Raw genomic sequence first — 24,453 nt, 5'->3', positions numbered from 1 at the left:
GGGTCGGGCACCGACCACGTGCGGCGGGGCGGGAGGGTACGGATCGAGGCGATGGCATCCAACCATCCGGCATAGCGCTCCTCGCGCTCGTCCTCGCTCATCCGCGGCTCGAACACGCGCTCGAGATGCCAGCGTTCGGCGATCTCGTCGCGCCGCCAGATCCCCGCACCCGACCCGGCGAGGTGCCCGATGCCGAGGGCGGTGCGCTCCAGCCCCTGCGGGCGCGCGACCGGGATGCCGAGGATGTCGGCCTGGAACTGGCACAGCAGGTTGTTCCGCGTGGCTCCCCCGTCGACCTTGAGGAGGGGGATCGTGACGCCGTGACGCCGCAGGTTGTCGACGTTGTCGCGCGTCTGGAACGCCATCGCCTCGATCCCGGCGCGGACCACGTGGGCAGCCGTGGACTCGAGGGTCAGCCCGACGATGCCGCCGCGGGCGTTGCGGTCCCAGTGCGGGTCGAACAGTCCCGCGAACGCCGGCACGAGGTACACACCGCCGCTGTCGGGCACGCTCTCGGCGAGTCGCTCGCTCGCGGCGGCCCCCGGCAGGATGCCGAGCCGGTCGCGCAGCCACTGGATCGTCTGCCCGCTGTGGAACACCACTCCCTCGGCCTCGTACGTGACGTCGTCGTCGAACCGCCACGCCACGCTGCTACACATGCCGGGCAGGGTCCGCGGGCGGGAACCGACGTTGACGGTGAGGACGCCCGCGGTGCCGAAGGTGTTCTTGGCGCTGCCGGGCTCGAGGCACGCCTCGCCGTACAGGCCCGCCTGCTGGTCGCCGAGGACCGCCAGGATCGGCACCGACCGGTGCTCGGCGCCGGGGAGGATCCCCGGAGCCACGTCGCCGAACCACGCGTTGGAGGGGACGATCTCGGGGAGCAGGCTGATCGGGATGTCCAGGATGCCGCAGAACTCGTGGTCCCACTCCGCCCGGGCGAGCGACATCAGGCCCGTGCGGGACGCGGCCCCGGGCTCGGTCCGGTGGGCGGCGCCCCCGGTGAGGTTCCACAGCAGCCACGTCTCGGGAGTGCCGATGGCCAGCTCGCCGCGCTCGGCGCGCTCCCGGGCGCCCGGGACGTGCCGCAGGAGCCACGCGACCTTGGCCGCCGAGAAGAAGGAGTCGTTGCGCACCCCGGTGCGGGACCGGAACTCGTCGTCCAGACCGCGCGCCGACCACTCCCGGACGATGTCGTCGGTCTGCTTCGACATCCACATGATGGCGTTGTGGACGGGGGCGCCGGTGCGGCGGTCCCACATCACGATCGTCTCGCGGTGGGAGGTCACCCCCACCGCGCGCACCTCGGACCCGTCCACCCGGGCGCGCGCGAGCGCCCCCAGGATCGCGGTGCGCGGCGCGTCCCACAGGTCGAACGGATCGAGCTCGACCCAGCCCTCGTGCGGGAAGATCGGGTCGATCTGCGACGACGCCTCTCCGACGACGGCGCCCTGCGCGTCGATGAGCACGGCGCGCGCGCTGCTGGAGCCCTCGTCCAGGGCCAGGACGTAACCCGAGGAGGTCGACACGGTCGCTCCGTCAGGCCGGCTGGGCTGCGCGGACGGGCACACGGAGGTGGTCGAGCCAGCGGCGGTAACCGGCGATCTCGGCCGCGCGCCGGTCGGCATCCCACCCCTGTTCGTCGGCCACGATGTCGGCCGCGCGCTCGAGACCGCGCACGCCGTGCTTCGGCTCGAAGGCGAGCAGGAGGCGACGGGCGAAGACGTCGGTGAGCGTCTCGGCGAACTCGGTGCGCATCGCGAAGACGAGCTCGGCCGCGATCGCCGGCGACTCGGGGTCGAACCGCTCGGCGAGCGTCGGGCGCTCGCGGACCAGGTCGAGCACCCGTTCGGCGCGCGTGCCGTAGAGCGCCCACAGCCGCTCCGCGGTGTCGCGCTCGACGAGGCTCGTCGACAGCAGCGCCTTCTCGAACGCACCGAGGTCGGCCGCCCGGGCGCCGGGGAACGGTTGGTGCTTGCTCACGGGGCGCTTGAGTCCGGCGCGCAGCCGCTTGACCGCGGCATCCGTGGCGTCCTCCGCGAGCTGACGGTAGGTGGTGAGCTTCCCGCCGACGATCGAGAGCAGACCGGGGTGGCCGTCCTTGGCGTGGTCGCGGACGATGTGGCTGCGCGGCACCTTCCACTCGGGGACGTTCGGTGCGTACGGCAGCGGCCGCACCCCGCTGTAGGTGTAGAGGACGTCGTCGGCGGTGAGGTTCGCGCCCGGGACGAGGGCGTTGGTCTCGGTGAGCAGGTACTCGATCTCGTCGGTCTCGGCGCGGGCCTCGTCGGGGTCGAGGTCGAACTTCGTGTCGGTGCAGCCGATGAGGTAGCGGCCCATCCACGGGATGACCAGGACCAGACGGCCGTCGGTCTGCGACTCGTAGTAGACGACGTCGGAGGGGGCGCCGGGGAACGGGTCGACGATGATGTGACTCCCCTTGGCGCCGCCGATCAGACGCGGGGCGGGGATGCCGGGCAGGGCTGACGAGGCCGCGTCGCCCTGCAGGACGGCGTCGACCCAGGGACCGCCGGCGTTGATGGTCAGGCGGCCCGAGATGTCGGCGACCGAGCCGTCGGCGTGCTGGACCCGCACGCCGGTGACGCGCTTGCCGGTGCCGAGCAGGCCGATCGCGCGCGTGTGGAGGAACAGCCGCGCACCCGCGTCGACCGCGGCCACCGCGAGCTCGACGCACAGGCGCTCGGCGTACTCCAGCTGCCCGTCCGTGAAGAGGGCGGCGCCGCTCAGGCCGTCGCGTGCGGCACCGCGGAAGCGTTCGCGGACACCGGATGCCGAGAGCACGCGGTGCCACGCGACGCTCTTGTCGACCGAGAGCACGTCGTAGGCGAGCATGCCGAGGCGGATCATCCACGAGGGGCGGGTGTTGCGCGCGTAGAACGGCATGATGAGCCGCACCGGCTTGACCAGGTGCGGGGCGACCTTGAACAGCAGCTCTCGCTCGCGCAGCGACTCGCGCACGAGCCGGATGTCGCCGCGTTCGAGGTACCGCAGGCCGCCGTGGACCAGACGCCCGGACCACGCCGAGACCCCCGCGCACACGTCCTCCTGCTCGACGAGGGCGACCGAGAGGCCGCGCTCGGCCGCGTCTCGCGCGATGCCGAGGCCGTTGATCCCGGCTCCGATGACCACGATGTCGAACGTGGGGTGATCGACCTTGTCCACGACTGTCTCCCTTGACCGTGGTGTGCGTCTGAATATTCAGTCGCACCTTGAATGCGTTTCCACTATCGTAGCGCTCAGTCGCCGCGACGGGAAGCGAACGCCGGCTTTCGGGAACCGACAGGGGGAGTCTCGCAGACGCGCGCCGCCGCGGTGAACACCGAGAGAGAAGGGGTGCGCATGGCACCGTCCCGCGACACCGCCTCCCTGCGCGCCATGACGAGGGTCGCCCACCTCTACCACCGACGCGGACTCGTGCAGACCGAGATCGCCGCCGAGATGGGACTGTCGCAGGCGGGCGTCTCGCGCCTGCTCACCGCGGCGGCCGATCGCGGCATCGTCCGCACGATCGTGGTGCCGCCCGCGGGATTCCACAGCGACCTCGAGCAGGCCATCGAGCAGCGCTTCGGCCTGCGGGAGGTGCACGTCGTCGCCGCGGGCGCACTGACGGGCGAACGCCTCACCGAGGCACTCGCCCGCGCACTCGTGCCAGTCCTGCAACTGACCCCGATCGACCGCCGATCCATCGGACTCACCTCGTGGAGCCGCACGCTGCAGTCGGCCGTGGCGACCCTGCCCGATTTCCCGCGCGCGACCGCGCGGCGCGTCGTCGAGCTCCTGGGCGATGTCGGCCGTCCCACCCTCCAGCACCGGGCCGCGCTGACCACCGAACGCTTCGCCCAGGCCACCGGGGGCGAGCCGGTGTTCCTCCGCGCACCCGGAGTGGTCGCGACCGCGCGCATGCGCGACGCCCTCCTGGACGGGGACCCCCACGCCCGTCGCGCGTTGGCGAGCATGGACGACATCGACCTCGTCCTGACCGGTATCGGCGACGCCCGCGCGACCCGCCCCCTGGTGGCGGGGGAGAACTTCTTCACCGACGACCAGTTCGCCGCGGCCCGGGCGCAGGGGGCCGTCGGCGAGATCGGATTGAGGTTCCTGAACATCGACGGCGAGCCCGTGGCATCCGATCTCGACGAACTCGTCCTCGGCATGGAATTGGCGCAGCTGCGGCGGGTGCCGCGGCGCATCGCCGTGGCCGGCGGGACCGGCAAGCACGCCGCGATCCTCGCCGCCGCCCGCGGTCGCTGGATCGACGTCCTGGTCACCGACGACGGCACGGCCCGGTCACTGCTGGATCCGGTGAGCCTTGACACCTCGGAACGGCGAATCTAGCATCGGCGCAAATGGTCATTCCATATATGACTAGATATCCATTGCGCTTCGAAGGAGATCCGCATGAACAGCACTCGCCTGCTCCGCCGCACGGCCCTCGTCCTGACCGCGGGGATGGTGACGGCCGCGGCACTGGCCGGATGCAGCACCACGGACGCGGGAGGACCGCCTCCCGGCTCGAAGACCATCGGCGTCTCGATCGCCGACCAGAAGTCGCTGTTCTACATCGCGGCCGCTGACGGCATGAAGGCCGCCGCGGAAGAGGCCGGCTACGAACTCGTGCTCGAATCCGCCGACAACGACGCCACCCGCCAGGTCAACCAGGTGCAGAACCTCCTGACCCAGCAGGTCGGCGTGCTCATCTACACCCCGCAGGACGCCACCGCCGCCGGGGCCGGCGTCCGCCTGGCCAACGATGCCGGAGTGCCGGTCGTCGCGCTGGACCAGAAGCCCGAGACCGACGACGTCGACATCTCCACCTTCATCGCGACCGACAGCGTCAAGGCCGCCTACGACGTCTGCACCTGGATGTTCCAGCAGATGGGCGGGCAGGGGAACATCGCCGTCCTGCAGGGTCCGCTCGGCGCGACCGCCGAACTGCAGCGGACCGAGGGCTGCAAGAAGGCCCTGGCGGAGAACCCCGGCGTCACCGCCGTGCAGTGGGAGAGCGCCGGATGGGACGAGACCCAGGCCTTCGACACCACCCAGAACATCCTCACCGCCCACCCCGACCTCAAGGCGGTCTTCGGAGAGAGCGACGCGATGGCCCTCGGCGCCGCCAAAGCCGCCCAGCAGGCCGGCCGCACCGGGATGTTCTTCGCCGGCATCGACGGCTTCCCCACGATGTTCACGGCCATCGGCGACGGACTGACCCAGGCGACCATGGCCCAGCAGCCCTACATGATGGGCCAGCTCGCGGTGAAGAACGCCATTCAGATCCTCGAGGGGAAGGGCGACGACATCCCCAAGGACCAGTACCAGGATGCCGTCCTCGTCACCGGAGACAACGTCTCCGAGAACGACCCCACGAAGTTCTACGGCCCGAACGCCGCCCGAAACTGACCCACCGGTCGGGCGGCACGGGGTCCGCGTCGCCCGACCGATCGAGGGAGCACCATGGCTGCAACACCCACCCCCGGCGCCGGCCTCGTCTGCACCGGTCTGACCAAGCAGTACGGCGGGGTCACCGTCGTCAGCGACATCGACATCGCCCTCGTCCCCGGGACGGTCGTCGGACTCGTCGGCGAGAACGGAGCGGGCAAGTCGACCACGTCCGGGATGATCGCCGGCCTCGTCCAGCCCGACCGGGGCTCGATGACCATCGACGGGGTTCCGTACGAACCCCGCTCGCCCCGTGACGCCCTCACCGCCGGCGTCGTCCTCATCCACCAGGAGATCCGCATGGTGCGGGATCTGACCGTGGCCGAGAACATCTTCATCGGACGCCTGCCGATGCGCGGCGGCCGCGTCGATCGCGAACGCATGAACAGCGAAGCCGCCGAGGTCCTGGGCCGCCTGGGATCCCGCGTCGATCCGCGGCAGCGCATCGACGAGCTGTCGATCGCCGCGCAACAGGAGATCGAGATCGCGCGCGCACTCAGCCGCCGACCGCGGTTCGTGATCTTCGACGAGCCCTCGGCATCCCTGGGCAAGTCCGAGACCGCCCGCGTCTTCGATCAGATCGAGGCCCTCCGCGCAGGCGGGGCCGGGATCATCTACATCTCGCATCGCATCGAGGAGATCACGCGGCTGTCGGATGCCATCGTGTGCCTGCGCGACGGCCACCTCGCCGCCCGCTGGGACACCGGCGAGGTCTCGCGCGAGTCGATCGTGCGAGCGATGGTCGGCCGCGACTTCACCTACGGTCACGACGTGCCTCCCGAGGCGCGGGAGGACACGGTCATCCAGGTCGAGGGCCTGGGCCGCAAGGGCGCGTTCGAAGGCGTCGACTTCACGGTGCACGCCGGCGAGATCCTCGGCATCGCCGGGCTCGTGGGAGCGGGTCGCTCCGAAGTCGTGCGCACCCTCGCCGGGGCCGACCGCGCGACGGAGGGACGCATCGTCGTCGACGGCCGCGACACGGTCATCCGCTCCCCCCGGGACGCGATCCGCGCCGGCATCGCGATGGTGCCCGAGGACCGCAAGTCGCAGGGGCTCCTGCTGGGCCGGGACAGCATGGACAACATGACCCTGCCGTGGCAGCGCCATCTCGCCCGTCACGGATTGGTCACCCGCTCCGCCCTCGCGGCGACCTATCGGCGGTTCCGCCAGGAACTGGACATCCGCGGACAGGCCGACGTCGCCGTCGCCCACCTGTCCGGCGGCAATCAGCAGAAGGTCCTCCTGGCCAAGTGGCTCGTGGACACGCCCCGGGTCCTGATCCTCGACGAGCCGACGCGCGGCGTCGACGTCGGGGCCAAGATGACGATCTACGCCGCGATCCGGCGCCTGGCCGAGGAGGGCGTCGCCGTCATCGTCGTCTCGTCCGAGCTGGAGGAGGTCCTCGGGCTGTCCCACCGCATCCTCGTCATGGCCGAGGGTCGCCCCCAGGGTGTGCTCGACCGTGCCGACGCCACCCCCGAGGCCGTCATGCGCCTCGCTCTTCCGCAGCACGCGGAAGCCACGCACATCTGACCCGAGGAGCCGAGACGATGACCGTTTCCGACCCGTCCACCACCGACCCGAGCCCGGCGACGATCGCCGCGCGCACCGTCCCCTCGTCCGCACGCGAAGAGAGCCGATGGAAGAAATGGGCGGGTCGCATCCCCGGCCCCCTCGTCGGTCTCGTGGTGATCTTCGTCCTGCTGTCGATCCTCTCCCCCTACTTCCTGACGCCCCGCAACCTGCTCAACATCGTCACGCAGATCTCGGCGGTGGGGATCATGTCCGTCGGCGCCCTCCTGGTCATCATCATCGGGGGGATCGACCTGTCCGTCGGCGCCGTCCTGGCCCTGAGCTCGATGGTCATGGGGTACCTGTTCTCGTACGCGGGCCTGCCGTTCGAGCTCGCGCTCGTGCTCGGGCTCGTGGTGGGCGGGCTGATCGGCCTGCTCAACGGCATCCTGGTGACCGTCGGTCGGCTGCAGCCCTTCATCGCGACCCTCGCCACGATGTCCGCGGCGACCGGTCTGGCGGTGTTCATCACGGGAGGGAACACCGTCAACGGCTTCCCCGAGTGGTTCGTCTCCCTGACACGGCTGAGCATCCTCGGCATCCCCGTCCAGGGGCTGATCCTGCTGGCGGTGTTCCTCGTCGCCGCGTTCTGGCTGCGCTTCCGGCCCGGTGGGCGGGCGCTCTACGCGATCGGCGGGAACGAGGAGGTCGCGCGCCTGTCCGGCATCCCGGTCCGACGGACCAAGCTCGTCGTCTACACGATCGCCGGCCTGCTCGCCGCCCTCGGAGGCCTCCTGGTGACCTCGCGCCTGGACTCCGCGCAGCCGACCGCGGGCGCTGCGGATCTGCTCAACGTCATCGCCGTCGTGGTGATCGGCGGCGCGAGCCTCTCCGGCGGCACCGGGTCGCTGCTGGGCACCTTCGTCGGTCTGCTCATCATCGGCGTCCTCAACAACGGCCTGTCGCTGCTGGGCGTCTCGCCCAACCTGCAGCCCGTGGTCCTCGGTGCGGTGATCGTCGCCGCCGTCCTCACCGACCGGCAGGCGCGACGCGCCCAAGCGGGCGAGCGGTGACCTCCCGCCCATGACGACCACGAGGAGCGGGGCGGCACGCGTGCCGCCCCGCTCCCGCGTGTCCGCACCGCACCGTCGGCCTGGCAGAGTAGATGCCCAGGACAGGTCCGGATCCGGGAGGCAGACGATGGCGCGCGATCCCAAAGAGCTCGAGCAGCTGCGCATGATGACGAAGGTCTCGCACCTCTATCACACGCGCGGAATCGTCCAGACGGAGATCGCGAAGACCCTCGGCATCTCGCAGGCCCGCGTCTCGCGTCTGCTCGCCGCCGCCGAAGAGGCCAACATCGTCCGCACGATCGTCGTCCCGCCGCCGGGACTCAACGCCGATCTCGAAGAGGGCGTGGAGCGCATGTTCGGCATGCGCGAGGTCCACGTCGTCGACGCGTCGGGCGAGACCGGCGAACAGCGCACCGAGACGCTCGGCGTCGCCCTCGCCGGGGTGTTCCAGGTGCTCCCGGTGGGCGACAAGATGATCGGTTTCACCTCGTGGAGCCGGTCGATGCGCCGCTTCGTCGAGAACCTCACGAGCTTCCCGCACTCCTCCGCCCGGGCCGTCGTCGAACTGCTGGGCGGCGTCGGACAGCCGACGATCCAGCACCAGGCCACCAACGCCACCGAGCGCCTCGCCTCGCTCACCGACGCCGAGGCCCTGTTCCTGCGCGTCCCCGGCGTCGTCTCGACCCCCGACGTGCGCGAGGCGATCCTCGCGAACGATCCGCACGCCCGGCGCGCCCTCGCCGCGATGGACGAGCTCGACATCGCCCTGGTCGGCATCGGCAACGCCACGATCGTGCCTCCGCTCGTGGGAGGCGAGAACTTCTTCACGCAGGAGCAGTTCGACGACGTGCGCGCCCGCGGGGCCGTCGGCGAGATCAACCTCAACTTCATGGATGCCGACGGCCGCCCCGTGGCATCCCCCCTCGACGACCTCGTCATCGGCGTCGGGCTCGATCAGCTGCGCCGCGCCGAACGACGCATCGGCGTCTCGGGCGGCGCCGACAAGCACGAGGCCCTGCTGGCCGCCGTGCGCGGCGGGTGGATCAACGTGCTCGTCACCGACGAGGAGTCGGCGCAGTACCTCCTCGCGCAGGGTCCCACGCGCTGAGCGATCCCCGCCTCGGCACCGGCGCAGCACGCCGGAAAGAGGCACGGATGCCGCGACCCCGACGACCGGGCCGCGGCATCCGCACCGAGGGGTCGTGTCAGCCGAGCCGCGACACGACGCTCTTCACGAGCGGCCACACGCGGGCGACCGATCGGTGGTTGACCTTCTCGGCGGGCGAGTGCAGCGCGTGCAGCTCGGTCCCGATCGAGATGATGTCGGCGACGGGGACCCGCCGGCTGAACATGCCCAGCTCGAGCGAGCACTGCGAGACCTCGACCGAGGGCTCGGCGCCGAGGACGTCGCGGTACGCGGCCGAGGCCACGGCGAGGAGCTCGGAGTCGGGCCGGTAGGGGAACTCGGGAGCGTCGAGGCCGTACATCTCGATGCGCGCCCCGCCGCCGGCGAGGTCGACGAGTGCCTTCACCCGGTCGAACAGCTCGTGCTTGCGCGAGGTGAGGGCCGAGGTGATCGTCGACATGAGCCGGAGCCCGTCGTCGGTCGGTCGGACCGTGCCGAGGTTGTTGGACGTCTCGACCCGGTCGGGTACGTGCAGGTTCCAGCGGACCACCCCGTGCGGGATGAGCAGCGTCACCGCCGCGAACCGCCGCGCGGCGGCGGGCGAGAGCGACCGCTCGACCGCGGCGGTCTCGACGAGCTCGATCCGCACGTCGGGGTCGGCCAGGTCGTACTCGACCGCGAGGTCGCGCTGCAGATCGGCGACGACGGCCCGGACGGCCTCCTCGTCCCCGGGGAGCAGGCTGAGCACGGCCTCGGCATCCGCCGGGATGGCGTTGTTCTGGGCCCCGCCGACCACGTCCGAGACGCGGACGTCGCGCCCGTCGGTGACCGCCTGCACGGCACGCGCGAGGATCTGCAGCGCGTTGGCGCGCTCCAGCTGGATGTCGAACTCGCAGTGGCCGCCGCGCAGACCCCGCACCTGCACGCGCAGCGCGCGCGAGTGCGACGCGGGAACGGCCTGGAACTCGCCCGGCAGATCGACGGTGAAGGTCACGTCGCCGCTGCAGCCGGCGAGGATCTCCTGGTCGGTGATCCAGTTGAAGTCGATCATGCGACGCCCGCGCAGCTGCGAGGTGTCGAACTGGCCGGCACCGACCTTGCCCTTCTCCTCCATCGCGGTGAGGACCGCCTCCAGGGGCGGGTGCGAGAGATCCTCGTCGGAGAGCAGCGCGAGGATGTACGAGACCCCGATGCCGTTGTCGGCTCCGAGCGAGGTGCCGTCGGCGGTGATGAAGTCGCCGTCCACGAGCAGACGGATCGGCTCGGTGACGAAGTCGAACTCGACCCCCTCCGCCTTCTCGCACACCATGTCGAGGTGTCCGTGCAGGATGAGGGGCGCGGCATCCTCGAGACCGCCCTGACCGGGCTTGCGCACCAGGACGCAGCTGACCTCGTCCTTGACGGCCTCCAGGCCGCGGGAGCGGGCGAACTCGACGACCCAGTCGGCGACGGCGGACTCGTTGCCCGAGCCGCGCGGGATGCCCGCGAGGGACTCGAACCACCGCAGCACCTCCCGGGGCTCGAGGTCGTCCAGGACACCCGTGGTGGGCGGGACGGAAAGCGTGTCGGACATGGTTCTCCTCTCTGAGAACGGCGGGGCGATTTCGGGGATCGGCCGCGGGGTCACTTGACGATAGACCCGCGCGAGCGGGTCATGGTCAGGGCCACGACGGTGATGATGACGACGCCGTAGACCAGGCTCTGCGCCTGCGCGTCGATGCCGAGGGCGGCGGTGGCGATGGGGACGAGGGCGACGGTGAGCGCGCCGAAGACGACGTTGATGGGGTTCGTCGCCCCGCCCGAGATGGACGTGCCGCCCACGATCGCCGCGGCGATGGCGGGGAGCAGCAGATCGCTGCCGAGGCCCGTCGGGGAGGCCGACCCGGCCTGGGCGATGATCGCGATGCTCGCCAGACCTGCGGTGAAGCCCGAGAGGCTGAAGGCGACGACCTTGATCGCCCGGGTGCGGACGGCCGAGAAGATGGCGCCGGACTCGTTGCGTCCGACCGCGGTCATGCCGAGGCCGAGGCGGGTGAAGCGCAGGACCGCCCACAGGATGACCGCGACGACGACGCCCAGCCAGAACGTCAGCGGGATGCCGACGACGCCGGTCTGGTAGAGCGCGGCCACGCCCTCGCCGTTCGCCGTGACGTAGACGGTCGTGGCGCCGCTGGTGACGAGTGCCGCCGCCGAGTAGATGCCGAGGGTGCCCAGGGTGAGGGCGAACGACGGCACCTGTGCGAAGGCCACGAGCAGACCGTTCAGCGCACCGCAGAGCGTCACGATCGCGAGCACGACCAGCGGAGCGACCGCACCGAGCGGCGCGAGGAACGTGGCGAGGAGGATCGCGCCGAGCAGCGCGATCGCGGCGTTGGACAGGTCGATGGAGCCGATGTGCAGCACGAGCGCCTGGCCGAGGGCGACCAGGAGAATGGGCGCGGCCGAGGCGGCGATGATCGTGAGTCCACCGCCACCGAGGAACGCGGGGGTGAGGGCGGCGACGACGGCGAACATCACCACGAAGATCACGGGCGGACCGACGGTCTGCCAGACGCGCTGCGGACGCGGGCGCGAACGCTTCGGAGTGGACTTCTCGTCGCGGACGGCCGAGCGGTCGGCGACGGTGGCGAAGGCGTTCACGGGATCACAGCATCCTTTCCAGCAGGTCGAGGGTGGACGGATCCTCCGTCACCAGGTCGTAGCGGGCCGCGGTCCGGCCGTCGCGCATCACGATGATCTCGTCGCCCATCTCGAGGGCCTCTTCGAGGGTGTCGGCGAGCAGGATCACGGCGGTGCCGTTCTCGCACGCCCGCCGGATCTGGGCGTTGACGATCTGCGCGGCGCCCGGGTCGAGGCCGCGCAGCGGGTGGTCGAGCACGAGGAGCTTGAGGTCGGAGGCGGTCAGCCACTTGGCCATCACGACCTTCTGCTGGTTGCCGCCCGAGAACCGCTCGAGCTCAAGCGAGATGTCGTTCGGCCGCACCTCGAGGGCGTCGAACCACTCCTGCGACGTGCGATTGCGGCGTCCCGGACGCAGGACACCGCCGGCGGCGGCGTCGCCCGGGTGCGTCAGCGTGAGGTTCTCGGCGGCGCTGAGACCCCCGACCATCCCCTCCACGCGACGCTCGGCCGGGACGTACCCGACTCCGGCCTTGACCGCGTGCGAGATCGTCCAGTCTTTCACGGCGACGCCGTCGATGAGGATCTGCCCGCGATCGAAGACCTCGGCGCCGAACAGCGCGCGCGAGAGGGACTCGCGCCCCGAGCCGCTGGTGCCGACGATCGCGGTGAGACGCCCGGTGTGGACCTCGAACGACACGTCGTCGTACTCGCCGCGGCGGCCGAGACCGCGCACCTCCAGCACGGGGCGGTCGTCGGCGCCGAGCGCCTGCCGTTCCCGCGCCTCGGCGTGGGCCTCGCGCCCGACCATGAGCCGGAACAGCTCGGCCTCGGTGACGTCGGCCACCGGGCGGTCGGCGATGAGCTCGCCGTCGCGCATGACCAGGACGCGGTCGCAGATGCGCATGACCTCGTCGAGCCGGTGCGAGACGAAGATCACGGAGCCGACGTCGCGGAGCTTGCCGATCTCGCGCTCCAGGATGGCCGTCTCGGTGCGCTCGAGCACCGACGTCGGCTCGTCGAGGATGACGAGGGGCTGGCCGCCCGAGCGGGTCTGCACCCGGATCGCGCGGGCGATCTCGACCATCTGACGGTCGACGAACGACAGGTCGCCGACTTTCGTGCGGGGGTCCAGCTGCGAGCCGATCTTGGCGAGGGTCTCCGCGGCGTCCTTGTTCAGGCGTCCCCAGCGGTAGAAGCCTGCGCGACCCACCCCGCCCTTGCCGGGCTTGGTGTTCATCTCGACGTTCTCGGCGACCGTGAGGTTGGTGAACAGCGACTGCTCCTGGTGCACGACGCCGACACCGGCCGCGATGGCATCCCGGGGTCCTCGGAACCGCACGGGAGCGCCGTTGACCTCGATCGTGCCCGCGTCGGGCTGGTGGATGCCGGTCATGATCTTCAGCAGCGTCGACTTGCCGGCGCCGTTCTCGCCGATCAGTCCGACCACCTGGCCGGGACCGATCTCGAGGGAGACGCCCTTGACGGCGGCGACGGCGCCGAAGGAGATCCGGATGTCGCGCAGGGCGATGACGGGGGTCTGCTCGGTCATTTCGCGATCCTCAGACGGTTGCGCTGCGACCAGGCAGCGGCGACGATCGCCACGACGAGGATGGCCCCCGACACGGCGGATTGGAAGCTCGGGCTCACGCCCGAGAGGATCAGCCCGTTGCTGAGGAGGGTCAGGAGGAACACGCCGAGGACGGTGCGGAGGATGCCTCCGCGTCCGCCGCCCAGCGAGGTCCCGCCGATCACGACGGCCGGGATGACGAGGAAGAGGGTTCCGGCGCCGACGGTGGCCGACCCGGCCCCGAGCTTCATCGTCGCGATGATGCCGGCCAGCCCGCTCAGGAGCCCGGCGACGAGGAAGACCGCTGTCTTGATGCGGGCGACGGGCATGCCGGCCGAGCGGGCGATGCCCTCGTTGTCGCCGATCGCGAGGGTCAGCCGTCCGAATCGGGTGTAGCGCAGCAGCAGCACGCCGAGGACGACGACACCCACGGCCAGCCAGAAGCCGTTCGGGATGCCGGCCGTCGTCTGCGACGACCACGTCGACAGGGCGTCGTCGGTGAGCGTCGGGATCGACTCGGTGCCGAAGAGGATCGTGGCGACACCGAGACCGACGTACCAGATGCCCAGGGTCACGATGAAGGAGGGGACCTTCAGGCGGGTGAAGATCACGCCACTGAGCCACCCCAGGGCCGCGCCCACGGCGAGCGCGATGATCCACGCGAGCGGGCCGAGGTCGGGGCCGCCGCGGGTGTTCGCCGACAGGAGGATCCACGCCATGCCGGCGGCGCCCATGACGCCCTCGACCGACAGGTCGATGGAGCCGAGCAGGATCACCAGCGTCGCACCCACCCCCACGATGAGGGGGACCGTGGCCTGGTCGAGGATGTTCTGGAGGTTGCCCACGCTGGCGAACCGGGGGTTCAGCAGCGAGAAGACGATGACGAGCACGACCATCGCGCCCACGAGGGCGACGGGTTCGGCCCATCCGGAGAAACGGGTGCGACGCGCGATGTGATGCTCTCGGGTGCGGATCGCGGTGGTGTCGGCCGCGGGGGGCCGCTCGGTGGTGTTTGTCATGATCGACTCCGTCGTCGTAGGAGTGAGGGGTGGAGCGTCCCCCGGCCGCGGGCGGCCGGGGGACGCGGGCCGTCAGTTGGACGGGAGGACCTCGGGGCCGCCGCCGATGAGCTTCATCGGCTCGGTGTCCCAGGGGCCGTTCTCGATGAGCGAGTCGACGAACTTCTCCGGGCCGTCCGCGGCGTCGTAGCCGAGGTAGTCCTTGAGCGTGTCGGGGGTGACGCAGCTCAGTTCGAAGAGGCTGTCGCGCTTCTCCTGCGGGAGCTCCGACGGCTTGATCTCGCCGATGGCGGCGAGGTAGGCGGTGTAGAGACCGACGGCCGAGGCCATGTACCCGCGGTGGAACGTCTCGCCGACGATGGCGTTGTCGCCCTCACCGGACTGCATCGACGCGATCGTGTCGGGGTAGAGGCCGTCCGAGGCGAACTTCGTGGTGTCCAGGAGTCCGGCATCCTTGAACGCCTTCATCGACCCGGTCTGCATCGCGTCGTCGGCGCTCCACACGCCGTCGATGGTGTCGCCGTACTTGGCGATGAGGTCCTGCGAGTTCTTGTAGCCGAGCTGCGGATCCCAGTTGGAGGGGCGCTCCTCGAGGATCTTGATGTTCGGGTACTTCTCGGCCATCTCGGCCTTGAACCCCGCGACGCGCGTCTGGCTGGTGGTGCTGTCCTGCACGCCCGGGAGCATGATGACGTTGCCCTGACCGTCGAGGGACTCGCCGAGCGCGTCGGCGTTGCACTTGCCGGACTCGACGCCCGGGATCTTCTGGAAGGCGACGAAGTTGTCGCCGACCTGGGCCGGGTCGAGGTTGTCGGGCTTGTTCCACCAGATGGTCACGTAGCCGCCGGCCGCCTTGACCGCGTTCACGATCGTCGGGGCGTCGGAGCTGGCGACGGTGTTGACGAAGAGCACGACCTTCTTGCCCTTGGCGAGGATCGCCTGGATCTTCGAGATCTCCGTCTGCGAGGAGCCATTGGAGTCGACGATCTCGAGCGGGATGTCGAGCTTCTTCGACAGCGCCTCGGCGCCGGCGATGTTGGAGGCCATGTAGGGGTTGGTGGTGTTGATGACGGATGCCACCAGCACGAGGTCCTCCTTCTTCAGCGGCTGCGCGGCGCCGCCGGTGGCGCCGGCGGTCGAGGTGCATCCGGTGAGGACGAGGGCGGCGGCGGCCGACAGGGCCAGGCCGCGGAGGATCCGTGTGCGGGAACGGGTGCTGATCATTTCGACTCCTTCGTCGAGTGCGCCGGCGGAGCGGTCGCGAGGTGGGGTGGGAACCGGCCGGTGGGGTGGACCGTGAGCCGGGGTCGGCAGGACGAGAGCGGGGATCAGCCCGCCGGTCGCAGGGTGCGGAAGAACGTGCGGACGTCGTCGACGTAGATCTCGGGGACCTCGAGCGGAGCGAAGTGCCCGCCCTCGTCGTGGACGCGGTACTGCTGGAGGTTGAAGTACGCGTCGGTCCAGGTGCGCGGGGGCTTGTAGATCTCGCCGGGGAAGATCGAGACGGCGGTGGGGACGCCGACGACCGGGGTGCGGTCGTGCGACGGGGTCCACGGGTTTCCGCGGCACTCCCAGTAGTAGCGCGACGACGTGCCGCCGGTGCCCGTGAGGAAGTACACGGCGGCCGTGGTGACGAGGTCCTCCTTGGGCCAGACGCGTTCGAACGCCTCCGTGCCCTCGCCGCGCTCGGCGAGGCCCCAGAAGTAGCGCTTCTCGGTGATCCACGCCAACTGCGCCGCCGGGGAGTCGACCACGAGGGCCGCGAGGGTCTGGGGCTTGGTCAGCTGGATCTCGCCGTATCCGCTCTCGCGCTCGACGAACAGCTTCCCGCGCTCGAACCAGCCTTCCTCGCCGTCGCCGTACTCGGAGGCGGCGGGGAGGCCGAGCGCCGGGTCGTACTCGACGTGCGTCGGCTGGTCGGGGTGCTCGGGCAGGTAGTGCGAGAGCTGCGCGGGGAAGTGCGTGTAGACGCCGATGACGTCGTCCTCGTACTTGTGCCCGTGCTGCTGGGCGATGAGGGCGCCCCAGTCGCCGCCGGCGGTGGCGTAGCGCTCGTACCCGAGCACGTCCGTCATGAGCGTGTTCTCGAGGTCGGCGGTCCGCCAGAAGTTCCAGCCCGGCTCGCGCAGCGGCGACGAGAATCCGTAGCCGGGGAGCGAGATCAGCACCACGTCGAAGCTGTCGGCCGGGTCGCCGCCGAACTTCGCGGGGTCGGTGAGCGGCTCGATGACCTTGCGGACGTCCCAGAAGGTCCAGGGCCAGCCGTGGTGCAGGAGCAGCGGCATCGGGTTCGGCCCCTTGCCCTTGACGTGGATGAAGTGCAGCGGCACGCCCATGAGGTCCACCCGGAAGTGCGGGAGCTCGTTCATGCGGCGCTCCACGTCGCGCCAGTCGTACTCGTTGATCCAGTAGTCGACCAGCGTGCGGTGATAGGCGGTGTTGTAGCCGTAGCGCCAGTCGTCATTGGCGAAGTCGTCCGCGAAGCGCGTGCGCTTCAGGCGCTCCATCATGTCGTCCAGATCGGCCTGGGGGATGTCGATCCGGAAGGGCCGGACGTCGTAGCTGTCGGACACCGTGAACCTCCTCGTTCTCGGTCGGGGACCAGTTGTACTAACTATTCATCTTGCGATTGGCTATACGTTAAGCCTCCCGAGCGCCCCTGTCAACGGGTGATCGCGCCCCGGAATCCCGCGGCGCCGACCGCTCGCCGAGAGGTCACGAAGAGGTCACGATCCGGTCGCCCGCGAGCGCGGCGAGCGCCTCGGGGGCATCCGGGATCAGGTCGTCCGGGCGCACGCGCCGGGCGTCCGCCCCGGCGAAGAACGCCGTCAGGTCGGCGCGGACGACCGCCTCCGTCACGGCGGTCTCGTCCGCGAGCGACCCGGCGGTCGCGGGATCCCAGGGGAGGTCCAGGATGCCGTTGACCCGGTCGAGCAGCCGCCGGGCGCCGGGGGTCACGCGCAGCGGCAGACTCGCCGTGAACAGGCGGGCACCGCGCACCACGCGCTGCGCCGTGCCCACGAGCTTCACCCGACCGCCGGCGTTGACCGACCAGTCCCCCGGGCAGTACTCCCCCGGGACGGGACCGAGGCGGGCGTCGACGCCCCAGCGCCGGGCGAGCCCGACGAACTGCTCACCGCGCGCGCGGAAGATCTCGGCATCCGCCCCGCGCTCCCCCTCGGGGTGGATGACGTCGATCACGATCCAGTCCGCGTCCAGCACCACGGCCCGACCGCCCGCGGGTCGCACGATGGGCAGGTAACCCGCCGCGCGCGCGACCGCGGCCGCTTCGGAGAAGCGGGGATGCAGGCTCTCGCGCCGGCTGAACGCCACCGTGGGCTCCGGGGAGAAGACCCGGACCACCGCGGGCCCGGCGTCGGCGGCGACGCGGTGCAGGAGCAGCAACGACGTGAGCACCTCGCGCGCGGGGTCGCGACCCGCGACCCCCTCGGCGTCGGCGGAGATCAGCAGACGCACGCCCCCCGCGTCCGCGGGCGACGGTCCCCCGTCCCCGCGGACGCGGGCGGTCACGTCCCGGGGCTTTCCAGCTCGGCGCGCAGGACCCCGAGGAACCGCGCGGCGGTCGCCCCGTCGAGGGCGCGGTGGTCGGCGGTGAGGGTGAACTCCGCGGTCGGCACCCACAGCCCGGCGTCCTCCCGGTGCACGTACCGCGGAACGGTCGCGCCGACCGCGAGGATCGCCGCCTGGGGGACGTTGAGGATCGCGTCGAAGCGCGTGACGCCCATCATCCCCAGGTTCGACACCGTGAAGGTGCCGCCGGTGATGTCGTCGCGGGTGAGCGCCCCCTCGCGCGCCCGCGAGACGACGTCGGCGCGCGCACGGGCGATGTCCGACAGCTCGGCCGCGCCGATGTCGTGCACGACGGGGACGACGAGGCCCTTGGGGCTGTCGACGGCGACGCCGACGTTGGCGCGGTCGAAACGGATGACGCTGTCCTCGCCGACGTGGACGTTCACCTCGGGGACGGCCACGAGGGCGCGCGCGCTGGCCCGCAGGATCGCGTCGGTCACCGTGGCACCGGGGGCGCGCTCGCGGGTGCGCAGAGCCGCCGTCATGTCGATCTCCACGGTGACGTGGAAGACCGGAGCGGCCCACGCCTGGACCATCCGTCGCGCGGCGGTCCGCCGCAGGCCGGTCAGCGGCTCGACGCGCCCCTCCTCGACCACGGTGCTCACACGAGCACCGCCGATGCGTCGCGGGGAGCCGAACCGCGGTCGGCGCAACCGTACTCGCGCATCTTCTGCACGGTCGCCTCGATCATGCGCTCGCGCCCCTCGGACACGGCCTCCTCGAACTGCCGGTCGCCGCGCGACCACACCTCTTCGATGCCGCGTCGGAAGGCGTGCCGCAGGTCGGTGTCGGCGTTGAGCTTGTGCACTCCCGCCTCGATCGCCGCGTGCAGCTGATCGGCCGGCACGCCGGACGCGCCGTGCAGGACGAGCGGGATGCCGACCGCGTCACGGATCGCGCGGATGCGCTCGATGTCGAGGGGGCGCGGCTCGACGCCGGTGACCCCGTGCATCACGCCGGCCGAGATCGCCAGCAGGTCGACCCCGGTCTCGGCGACGAAACGCTCGGCCTCGTCGACGCGGGTGTAGTACTCCTCCCACGGGATGTCGTCGGCGGCATCCGGGATCCGGCCCAGCTCGGCCTCGACCGGGATGCCGAACGCGTGGGCCACGCGGACCACTTCGGCGGTGACCCGGATGTTCTCCTCGAAGTCCAGGTGCGCCCCGTCGAACATGATCGAGTCGAACCCGAGGCGGATCGCCTCGAACACCTCGTCGTACGTGCCGTGGTCGAGATGGATCGGCGCCTGGAGGCCCGAGGCGTCGAGTTCGCGTCGCGTCATCTCGTACGCCGCCCGCAGCCCCATGTGCGGGACGATCGCGCGCCCCACCTGGAGGAACACCGGCGCGTCCGCGCGCTCGGCGGCACGGATCAGGGCCTGCGTGGTCTCGGGATTGTGCATGTTGAACGCGCCGACGGCGTATCCGCCGGCCTGCGCGGCGGTGATGAGACCCAGCGGGTCGACTCCGGTCATGATGTGCCCTTTCTCTGTCGCCGGGCCCCTTTGCCCGGCGGATCGTGCGACGGCCTAGTCCGTCTCGATGACGGCGACGACGGCGCGGACCTCCACGACGTCGCCCTCCTCGACGAGGAGCTCGGTGAGGGTTCCGGTGGCGGGGGCCTCGAGGGTCTCCTCGACCTTCTCGGCCTCGACGTCGGCGAGCGGCTCGTCCTCGGCGACGCGGTCGCCGACCTTCTTGTGCCACTGGACGATCGAGCCTTCGCTCATGCCCATGCCCCACTGCGGGAGCAGAACCTCTACACGTGCCATGTCGTTCTCCTTCTGTCGTCTCTCACTCGGCGCCGGCGGTCGCCAGCGCGGGGGCGGTCAGGCCGGTGACGCGCCGCACGGCGGCGACGATCCCGTCCTTGCTCGGGTACATCTGCTTCTCCAGCGCGGGACTGAAGGGGATCTGCATGTCGGGAGCGGTAAGCCGCACGATCGGCGCCTTCAGCGCGTCGAAGACCTCCTCGCTGACGAGCGCGCTGATCTCGGCCGCCGCGCCGCACGTGCGGTGCGCGGGCTCGGCGATCACCAGGCGACCGGTCTTGGCGACCGAGCGCTGGATCGCGTCGCGATCCAGCGGCACGAGGGTGCGCGGGTCGATGACCTCCGCCGACACCCCCTCTGCCGCGAGCTCCTCCGCGGCGGCGACGGCCTCGGGCACCGAGCTCGAGATCGCCACGATCGTGACGTCGGTGCCCTCGCGGACCGTGCGGGCGACGCCGAACGGCACCCAGAAGGGCTCGTCCTCGACCTCTCCCTTGGCACCCCACAGGATGCACGCCTCGAAGGTGAGCACGGGGTCGTCCATGTCGATCGCGGTGCGGAGCAGCCCCTTGGCGTCCGCTGGCGACGAGGGCACCATGATCTTCAGGCCCGGGACGTTCATGAACATCGGGTACGGGCGGTCCGAGTGATGGGCGCCGGTGTTGAGGCCGTAGAACATCGCCGAGCGGAAGACGACCGGCATCGAGGCCTGGCCGCCGAACATGTAGCGGTTCTTCGCGACCTGGTTCACGAGCTGGTCCATCGCCATGTAGAGGAAGCTCGAGTACGAGAGGTCGACGACCGGCCGCAGGCCCGTCATCGCGGCGCCCGCGGCGGCACCGACGATGCCCTCCTCCGAGATGGGGGTGTTGCGGATGCGGCTGCGGCCGTACATCTGCACGAAGTCGCCGGTCTCGCGGCGGGTCTTGCCGCCGCCGGTGGTGCCGTAGACGTTCGCCTCGACGTCCTCGCCGATGATGACGACGCGCTCGTCGGCATCCATCGCCTCGCGCTGGGCGGCGCCGATCGCGCCGAGGAAGCTCATCACGCTCATGCTGCGTACTCCGAGTCGGTGTAGAGGTCGTCGAAGGCGACCGAGGGGTCGGGGAAGGGGCTGTTCTCCGCGAACGCGACGGCGGCGTCGACCTCGGCGAGGATCTCCTGCTCGAGCGCGTCCATCCGTTCGGCGGTGAGGCCGTGTTCGGCGATCAGGCGCTCACGGAAGAGCACGAGGGGGTCCTTCTTGAGCCACGCCTCGCGCTCGTCGACGGGCCGGTAGTCGGTGCCGAGCCGCAGGCCCTCGGAGTGCTCGTTGTACCGGTAGGTGACGACCTCGATGAGGGTGGGCCCCTCACCGGCGCGGGCACGGGTGACGGCGGCCGACACGGCCTCGTACACCGCGAGAACGTCTTGCCCCTCCTCGACCCGGATGCCGGGGATGCCGAATCCGGCGGCGCGCTCGGCGATGACGCCGCTCGTGACCGTGTGCGCCGGGGTGGACAGCGCGTACTGGTTGTTCTCGCAGAGGAAGATCACCGGCAGGTTCCAGACGCCGGACATGTTCATGGATTCGTACAGGACGCCCTGGTTGGCGGCTCCATCACCGAAGAAGGCGAGCGCGACGCTGTCGCGGCCGAGCACCTGCGACGACAGTGCGGCGCCCATCGCGATCGGGATCGAGGAGCCGACGATGCCGGATTCGCCGAGGCTGCCGACGGCGAAGTCGGCGAGGTGGAGCGATCCGCCCTTGCCCTTGCAGACGCCGTCGGCCTTGCCCTGCAGCTCGGCCATGAGCGGTCCGAGGGGAGATCCCTTGCCGATCGGGTGGCCGTGGCTGCGGTGGTTGCCGGTCATGTAGTCGCCGTCGCGGAGCGCCATCGTGGCTCCCACGACCTGCGCCTCCTGGCCGATCGAGGTGTGCACGGTGCCCGGGATGTGACCGCGCTTGACCATCTTCGACGCGCGCTCGTCGAAGCCGCGGATGCGCAGCATGCGCCGCTGCATCTCGAGCAGGAATTCCTCGTCCATCGCTGACCTCTCCGTCATTCGTGGGAATGCTTATTCGGTGTGTGGTTGATTATTCTAAGCATGCGAGAGACCGGCCGCAACCGTCGATCGCGGACGCAGGTCGCCGATGCCGTCGAGCACGAAGTCGGGACGCAGATGCGGCTCGCACCTCACGACGTCGGCGAGCGAGGCGTCCCCCGTCAGGACCAGCGCGGACGAGATGCCCGCGTTCTTGGCCATCCGCACGTCGGTCTCGAGCCGGTCGCCCACCATCACGACCGAGCGCACCTCGGGTCCGAGCATCGCCGTGACCGCATCGATCATGATGCGGTCGGGTTTGCCCATGTTCGCCGAGCAGCGCACCCCGGTCGTCGCCTCCAGCGCCGCCACGATCCCCGCGGCATCCGGTTCGCCGCGCCCGCCCGGGAACGGGCAGTACCGATCGGGGTTCGTGGTGACGAGGATCGCGCGCTGGTGCTGCCACAGGGCGTCGAAAGCGATCTGGAGCTTGCGATAGTCGAAACCCCGGTCGTAGCTGGCCACGACGATGTCGATCTCGGTCGGGTCCTCGCTCACCCGGATGCCGGCGGCCTCGAGGGCTCGCACGAGCGGCGCCTCCGCGATCGGGAAGACCGTGGCGCCCGGGTGCTCGCTGCGCAGCCACGCGACCGTGCTCACGACGGTGTTCACGATCTCGCTCGGATCCACCGGGATGCCGAGGCGCTCGAGCTTCGCGACGTACATCGCCGGGTCGCGCGTGGGGTTGTTCGAGAGGAACACGGTGCGCGCGCCGCGCGCGCGGAGATCGGCCAGCAGCTCGCTCGCGCCCGGGAGCAGCTCGTCGCCGAGGTAGACCGTTCCGTCCAGGTCGAACAGGTAGGCGTCGAACCAGCCCTCGGGCCGCGCGTCAGACATGCGCCACCTCCGCGATCCGCGGGAAGACCGGACGCAGCGCCGGGTAGATCGCGCCGTACGCGTCGAACAGGTCGTCGTAGCGCGCGGCGGCCCCCGGGTCGGGGTCGTAGCGACGACCGCGGCGGGTCATGGCCGCGACCGCCTCGGGGATGCCGGGGAACAGCCCCGCCCCGACGGCGGCGAGGATGCCGACCCCCAGCGCCGTGGCCTCGTCGTGGCCCGCGAGGACGACGGGGCGCTGCAGGACGTCGGCGAAGATCTGGCACCACAGGTCGCTGCGCGCCCCGCCGCCCATCGCCACGAACTCCGTCACCGGCGCCGGGAAATGCTCCTCCGCCCGCTCCAGACACCAGCGCAGCTCGAAGGCGATGCCCTCGAGGATCGCGCGGTAGATGTGCGCCCGCGTGTGCACGCCCCCGAACCCGATCATCGTGCCCCGGGCCCGGTGATCCCAGGTGGGGGTCAGCTGCCCGTTCCAGTACGGGACGACGAACAGCCCCTCGGCGCCGGCGGGCACCGTCCGTGCCTGCTGCTCCCACCAGTCCTCGCGGACCACGCCCGCGGGCTCGCCCGCCGCGATCTCGTGCAGGAACCAGGTCACCATGAAGGTCCCCGCCCCGACGAACATCTCGTTGCTCACGGTCCGCGGGATCGCGCCCGACATGGCCCGGTACGAGGCGTGGGGGTGGAAGCGTGCGCCGAAGCACCCGGACACCAGTCCGGTCCCGATGTTCAGGTAGGCGTCTCCCTCGCCGCACACGGCGGCGCCGAGGCCGGCCGACTGCCCGTCGCCGGAGCCCGCGACGACGAGGACGTCGGTCGTGAGCCCGAGTTCCGCGGCCTCCTCGGCACGCAGCCCCCGGAGAGGGGTGCCGGGCTCGACGAGGCGCGGCAGCACGCTCCGTTCCAGACCGAGCCCCCCGAGGATCTCGTCCGAGTAGTCGCCGGCGGCCAGGTCGACGATCCCGAGCGGGTCGGCGCTGGCGATCGAGGTCACCCACTCCCCCGTCATCCGGTGGACGAGGTAGGCGTGCACGTCGGCGACGTGCGCGGTCAGGGCGAGGGACTCGGGCTCGTTCTCGGACAGCCAGTGCAGCTTGTACAGCGCCGGTGTCGGGTTCGGCGGCTTTCCGGTGAGCTCGTGGATGCGCTCCGTTCCGACGCGATCGACCTGGTCGCCGGCGCGCGAATCCAGCCACAGCATCGCCGGACGCACCGGACGGTCCTCGGCATCCATCAGCGCGAAGCTCTCCCGCTGATGCGTGATCGAGAGCGCGCGGACCCGATCGGGCCCCACGGTGCGCACGCACGCGCGGACGGCCCGCACGGTCGCGCGCCACCAGTCCTCGGGGTCCTGCTCGCCCCAGCCGGGCTGCGGGATCGACAGCGGCATGTCGCTGCGACCCTGCGCGACGGCGCGCCCGTGCCGGTCCCAGGCGACGCACTTGGCCCCGGTGGTCGAGCAGTCGATCCCGAGGACGATGTCGCTCACGCCGTCACCTCTGCGGCGACGGCCGCCCGCACGGCGTCGTCGGCGAGCGCCAGCACGGCGTCGACGTCGGCCGCGGTCCACCAGCCCGCCGCGGCGAGGAGGTCGATCACGGTCACGCGGTTGCGCATGTAGAGGCAGTTCGCCACGGCCCACCGCCAGATCTCGGGCGTGACGTGGGCGCCGAGGTCCTCGCGGCGCAGCGGCGCCCCGGCGACGGCCAGCGCACGCGCGATCGCCTCCCGGTCGGGTCGCATCGCAGCGAGGCGCTGCTCCAGGGCGGCGGGGTCGGCCAGCAGGTCCAGGG

The 24,453-nt window shown here is 71.0% G+C and carries 22 protein-coding genes; 5 read left to right on the top strand and 17 right to left on the bottom strand.

From position 1 onward, the window contains the following. Both LQV45_RS03665 and LQV45_RS03660 read right to left on the bottom strand, forming a co-directional pair. Positions 1–1,526 (bottom strand): glycerol kinase GlpK (locus LQV45_RS03665; RefSeq protein WP_230005795.1); only part of this gene is annotated, 1,526 nt, incomplete at its 3' end. Between the two features lie 10 nt (positions 1,527–1,536). Then, positions 1,537–3,180 carry a glycerol-3-phosphate dehydrogenase/oxidase gene (locus LQV45_RS03660; RefSeq protein WP_230005794.1) on the bottom strand — a complete coding sequence of 548 codons (1,644 nt, stop codon included), beginning with the start codon at positions 3,178–3,180 and terminating at the stop codon, positions 1,537–1,539. A 177-nt stretch (positions 3,181–3,357) separates the two neighbouring features. On the opposite strand from LQV45_RS03660, the gene LQV45_RS03655 reads away from it, so the two are divergent. From LQV45_RS03655 to LQV45_RS03635, 5 genes are all read left to right on the top strand, one after another. Further along, complete coding sequence (locus LQV45_RS03655; RefSeq protein WP_230005793.1) at positions 3,358–4,353, top strand: sugar-binding transcriptional regulator; 996 nt, start codon at positions 3,358–3,360, stop codon at positions 4,351–4,353. Between the two features lie 63 nt (positions 4,354–4,416). Continuing rightward, the gene (locus LQV45_RS03650) at positions 4,417–5,415 is read left to right on the top strand and encodes a substrate-binding domain-containing protein (RefSeq protein WP_230005792.1); all 999 of its coding nucleotides are present in this window, start codon (positions 4,417–4,419) and stop codon (positions 5,413–5,415) included. Between the two features lie 54 nt (positions 5,416–5,469). Beyond that, the gene (locus LQV45_RS03645) at positions 5,470–6,987 is read left to right on the top strand and encodes a sugar ABC transporter ATP-binding protein (protein ID WP_230005791.1); all 1,518 of its coding nucleotides are present in this window, start codon (positions 5,470–5,472) and stop codon (positions 6,985–6,987) included. Positions 6,988–7,004: 17 nt separating this feature from the next. After that, positions 7,005–8,039, top strand: coding sequence for an ABC transporter permease (locus LQV45_RS03640; protein WP_230005790.1), 1,035 nt, complete (start codon positions 7,005–7,007; stop codon positions 8,037–8,039). 127 nt (positions 8,040–8,166) lie between these two features. Further along, complete coding sequence (locus LQV45_RS03635; RefSeq protein WP_230005789.1) at positions 8,167–9,147, top strand: sugar-binding transcriptional regulator; 981 nt, start codon at positions 8,167–8,169, stop codon at positions 9,145–9,147. Between the two features lie 97 nt (positions 9,148–9,244). Here LQV45_RS03635 and pepD read toward each other — a convergent pair whose 3' ends face one another. The 15 genes from pepD to LQV45_RS03560 all read right to left on the bottom strand — a co-directional run. Next, on the bottom strand, positions 9,245–10,738 hold the full coding sequence (gene pepD / locus LQV45_RS03630) for a beta-Ala-His dipeptidase (RefSeq protein ID WP_230005788.1): 1,494 nt from the start codon (positions 10,736–10,738) through the stop codon (positions 9,245–9,247). A 50-nt stretch (positions 10,739–10,788) separates the two neighbouring features. Next, positions 10,789–11,805 (bottom strand): ABC transporter permease, encoded by a 1,017-nt coding sequence (locus LQV45_RS03625; RefSeq protein WP_230005787.1) that lies wholly within the window; start codon positions 11,803–11,805, stop codon positions 10,789–10,791. 4 nt (positions 11,806–11,809) lie between these two features. Continuing rightward, positions 11,810–13,336, bottom strand: a complete 1,527-nt coding sequence (locus LQV45_RS03620; RefSeq protein ID WP_230005786.1) for a sugar ABC transporter ATP-binding protein — start codon at positions 13,334–13,336, stop codon at positions 11,810–11,812. Beyond that, positions 13,333–14,373, bottom strand: a complete 1,041-nt coding sequence (locus LQV45_RS03615; protein WP_230005785.1) for an ABC transporter permease — start codon at positions 14,371–14,373, stop codon at positions 13,333–13,335. The genes LQV45_RS03620 and LQV45_RS03615 overlap by 4 nt, the downstream gene beginning before the upstream one ends. Positions 14,374–14,445: 72 nt before the next feature. Next, positions 14,446–15,597: a sugar ABC transporter substrate-binding protein gene (locus LQV45_RS03610; protein ID WP_230005784.1), complete on the bottom strand. Its 1,152-nt coding sequence runs from the start codon at positions 15,595–15,597 to the stop codon at positions 14,446–14,448. Between the two features lie 104 nt (positions 15,598–15,701). Then, on the bottom strand, positions 15,702–16,946 hold the full coding sequence (locus LQV45_RS03605; protein ID WP_230005783.1) for an epoxide hydrolase family protein: 1,245 nt from the start codon (positions 16,944–16,946) through the stop codon (positions 15,702–15,704). A gap of 142 nt (positions 16,947–17,088) precedes the next feature. Then, positions 17,089–17,904, bottom strand: coding sequence for a lipoate--protein ligase family protein (locus tag LQV45_RS03600; protein WP_230005782.1), 816 nt, complete (start codon positions 17,902–17,904; stop codon positions 17,089–17,091). Next, a complete protein-coding gene (locus tag LQV45_RS03595) occupies positions 17,901–18,569 on the bottom strand; it encodes a 2-oxo acid dehydrogenase subunit E2 (protein WP_230005781.1) in 669 nt (222 codons plus the stop codon). The genes LQV45_RS03600 and LQV45_RS03595 overlap by 4 nt, the downstream gene beginning before the upstream one ends. Continuing rightward, on the bottom strand, positions 18,566–19,438 hold the full coding sequence (locus LQV45_RS03590; RefSeq protein WP_230005780.1) for a class II fructose-bisphosphate aldolase: 873 nt from the start codon (positions 19,436–19,438) through the stop codon (positions 18,566–18,568). Before LQV45_RS03590 ends, LQV45_RS03595 begins: the two co-directional genes overlap by 4 nt. A 54-nt stretch (positions 19,439–19,492) precedes the next feature. Next, complete coding sequence (locus tag LQV45_RS03585) at positions 19,493–19,735, bottom strand: biotin/lipoyl-containing protein (RefSeq protein WP_128216539.1); 243 nt, start codon at positions 19,733–19,735, stop codon at positions 19,493–19,495. A 22-nt stretch (positions 19,736–19,757) separates the two neighbouring features. Continuing rightward, a complete protein-coding gene (locus LQV45_RS03580) occupies positions 19,758–20,789 on the bottom strand; it encodes an alpha-ketoacid dehydrogenase subunit beta (protein WP_230005779.1) in 1,032 nt (343 codons plus the stop codon). After that, complete coding sequence (locus LQV45_RS03575; protein WP_205796742.1) at positions 20,786–21,781, bottom strand: thiamine pyrophosphate-dependent dehydrogenase E1 component subunit alpha; 996 nt, start codon at positions 21,779–21,781, stop codon at positions 20,786–20,788. The genes LQV45_RS03580 and LQV45_RS03575 overlap by 4 nt, the downstream gene beginning before the upstream one ends. 36 nt (positions 21,782–21,817) lie before the next feature. Continuing rightward, a complete protein-coding gene (locus LQV45_RS03570) occupies positions 21,818–22,657 on the bottom strand; it encodes an HAD-IIA family hydrolase (protein WP_230005778.1) in 840 nt (279 codons plus the stop codon). Continuing rightward, a complete protein-coding gene (locus LQV45_RS03565; protein ID WP_230005777.1) occupies positions 22,650–24,149 on the bottom strand; it encodes an FGGY-family carbohydrate kinase in 1,500 nt (499 codons plus the stop codon). The genes LQV45_RS03570 and LQV45_RS03565 overlap by 8 nt, the downstream gene beginning before the upstream one ends. Continuing rightward, positions 24,146–24,453: hypothetical protein (locus tag LQV45_RS03560; RefSeq protein ID WP_230005776.1), on the bottom strand; the 308-nt coding region annotated here is incomplete at its 5' end. The genes LQV45_RS03560 and LQV45_RS03565, both read right to left, overlap by 4 nt.

This window comes from Microbacterium sp. Bi128 (genome assembly GCF_918698205.1).
The sequence above is the reverse complement of the archived record's forward strand: the minus strand, read 5'-3'. Positions and strand labels throughout refer to the sequence as shown.

Bases quoted from the DNA above. Each gene is read 5' to 3' on its own strand.
- LQV45_RS03655 (WP_230005793.1), top strand. From the start codon at position 3,358: ATGGCACCGTCCCGCGACACCGCCTCCCTGCGCGCCATGACGAGGGTC.
- LQV45_RS03650 (WP_230005792.1), top strand. From the start codon at position 4,417: ATGAACAGCACTCGCCTGCTCCGCCGCACGGCCCTCGTCCTGACCGCG.
- LQV45_RS03645 (WP_230005791.1), top strand. From the start codon at position 5,470: ATGGCTGCAACACCCACCCCCGGCGCCGGCCTCGTCTGCACCGGTCTG.
- LQV45_RS03640 (WP_230005790.1), top strand. From the start codon at position 7,005: ATGACCGTTTCCGACCCGTCCACCACCGACCCGAGCCCGGCGACGATC.
- LQV45_RS03635 (WP_230005789.1), top strand. From the start codon at position 8,167: ATGGCGCGCGATCCCAAAGAGCTCGAGCAGCTGCGCATGATGACGAAG.
- pepD (WP_230005788.1), bottom strand. From the start codon at position 10,738: ATGTCCGACACGCTTTCCGTCCCGCCCACCACGGGTGTCCTGGACGAC.
- LQV45_RS03620 (WP_230005786.1), bottom strand. From the start codon at position 13,336: ATGACCGAGCAGACCCCCGTCATCGCCCTGCGCGACATCCGGATCTCC.
- LQV45_RS03615 (WP_230005785.1), bottom strand. From the start codon at position 14,373: ATGACAAACACCACCGAGCGGCCCCCCGCGGCCGACACCACCGCGATC.
- LQV45_RS03610 (WP_230005784.1), bottom strand. From the start codon at position 15,597: ATGATCAGCACCCGTTCCCGCACACGGATCCTCCGCGGCCTGGCCCTG.
- LQV45_RS03590 (WP_230005780.1), bottom strand. From the start codon at position 19,438: ATGACCGGAGTCGACCCGCTGGGTCTCATCACCGCCGCGCAGGCCGGC.
- LQV45_RS03585 (WP_128216539.1), bottom strand. From the start codon at position 19,735: ATGGCACGTGTAGAGGTTCTGCTCCCGCAGTGGGGCATGGGCATGAGC.
- LQV45_RS03580 (WP_230005779.1), bottom strand. From the start codon at position 20,789: ATGAGCGTGATGAGCTTCCTCGGCGCGATCGGCGCCGCCCAGCGCGAG.
- LQV45_RS03575 (WP_205796742.1), bottom strand. From the start codon at position 21,781: ATGACGGAGAGGTCAGCGATGGACGAGGAATTCCTGCTCGAGATGCAG.
- LQV45_RS03570 (WP_230005778.1), bottom strand. From the start codon at position 22,657: ATGTCTGACGCGCGGCCCGAGGGCTGGTTCGACGCCTACCTGTTCGAC.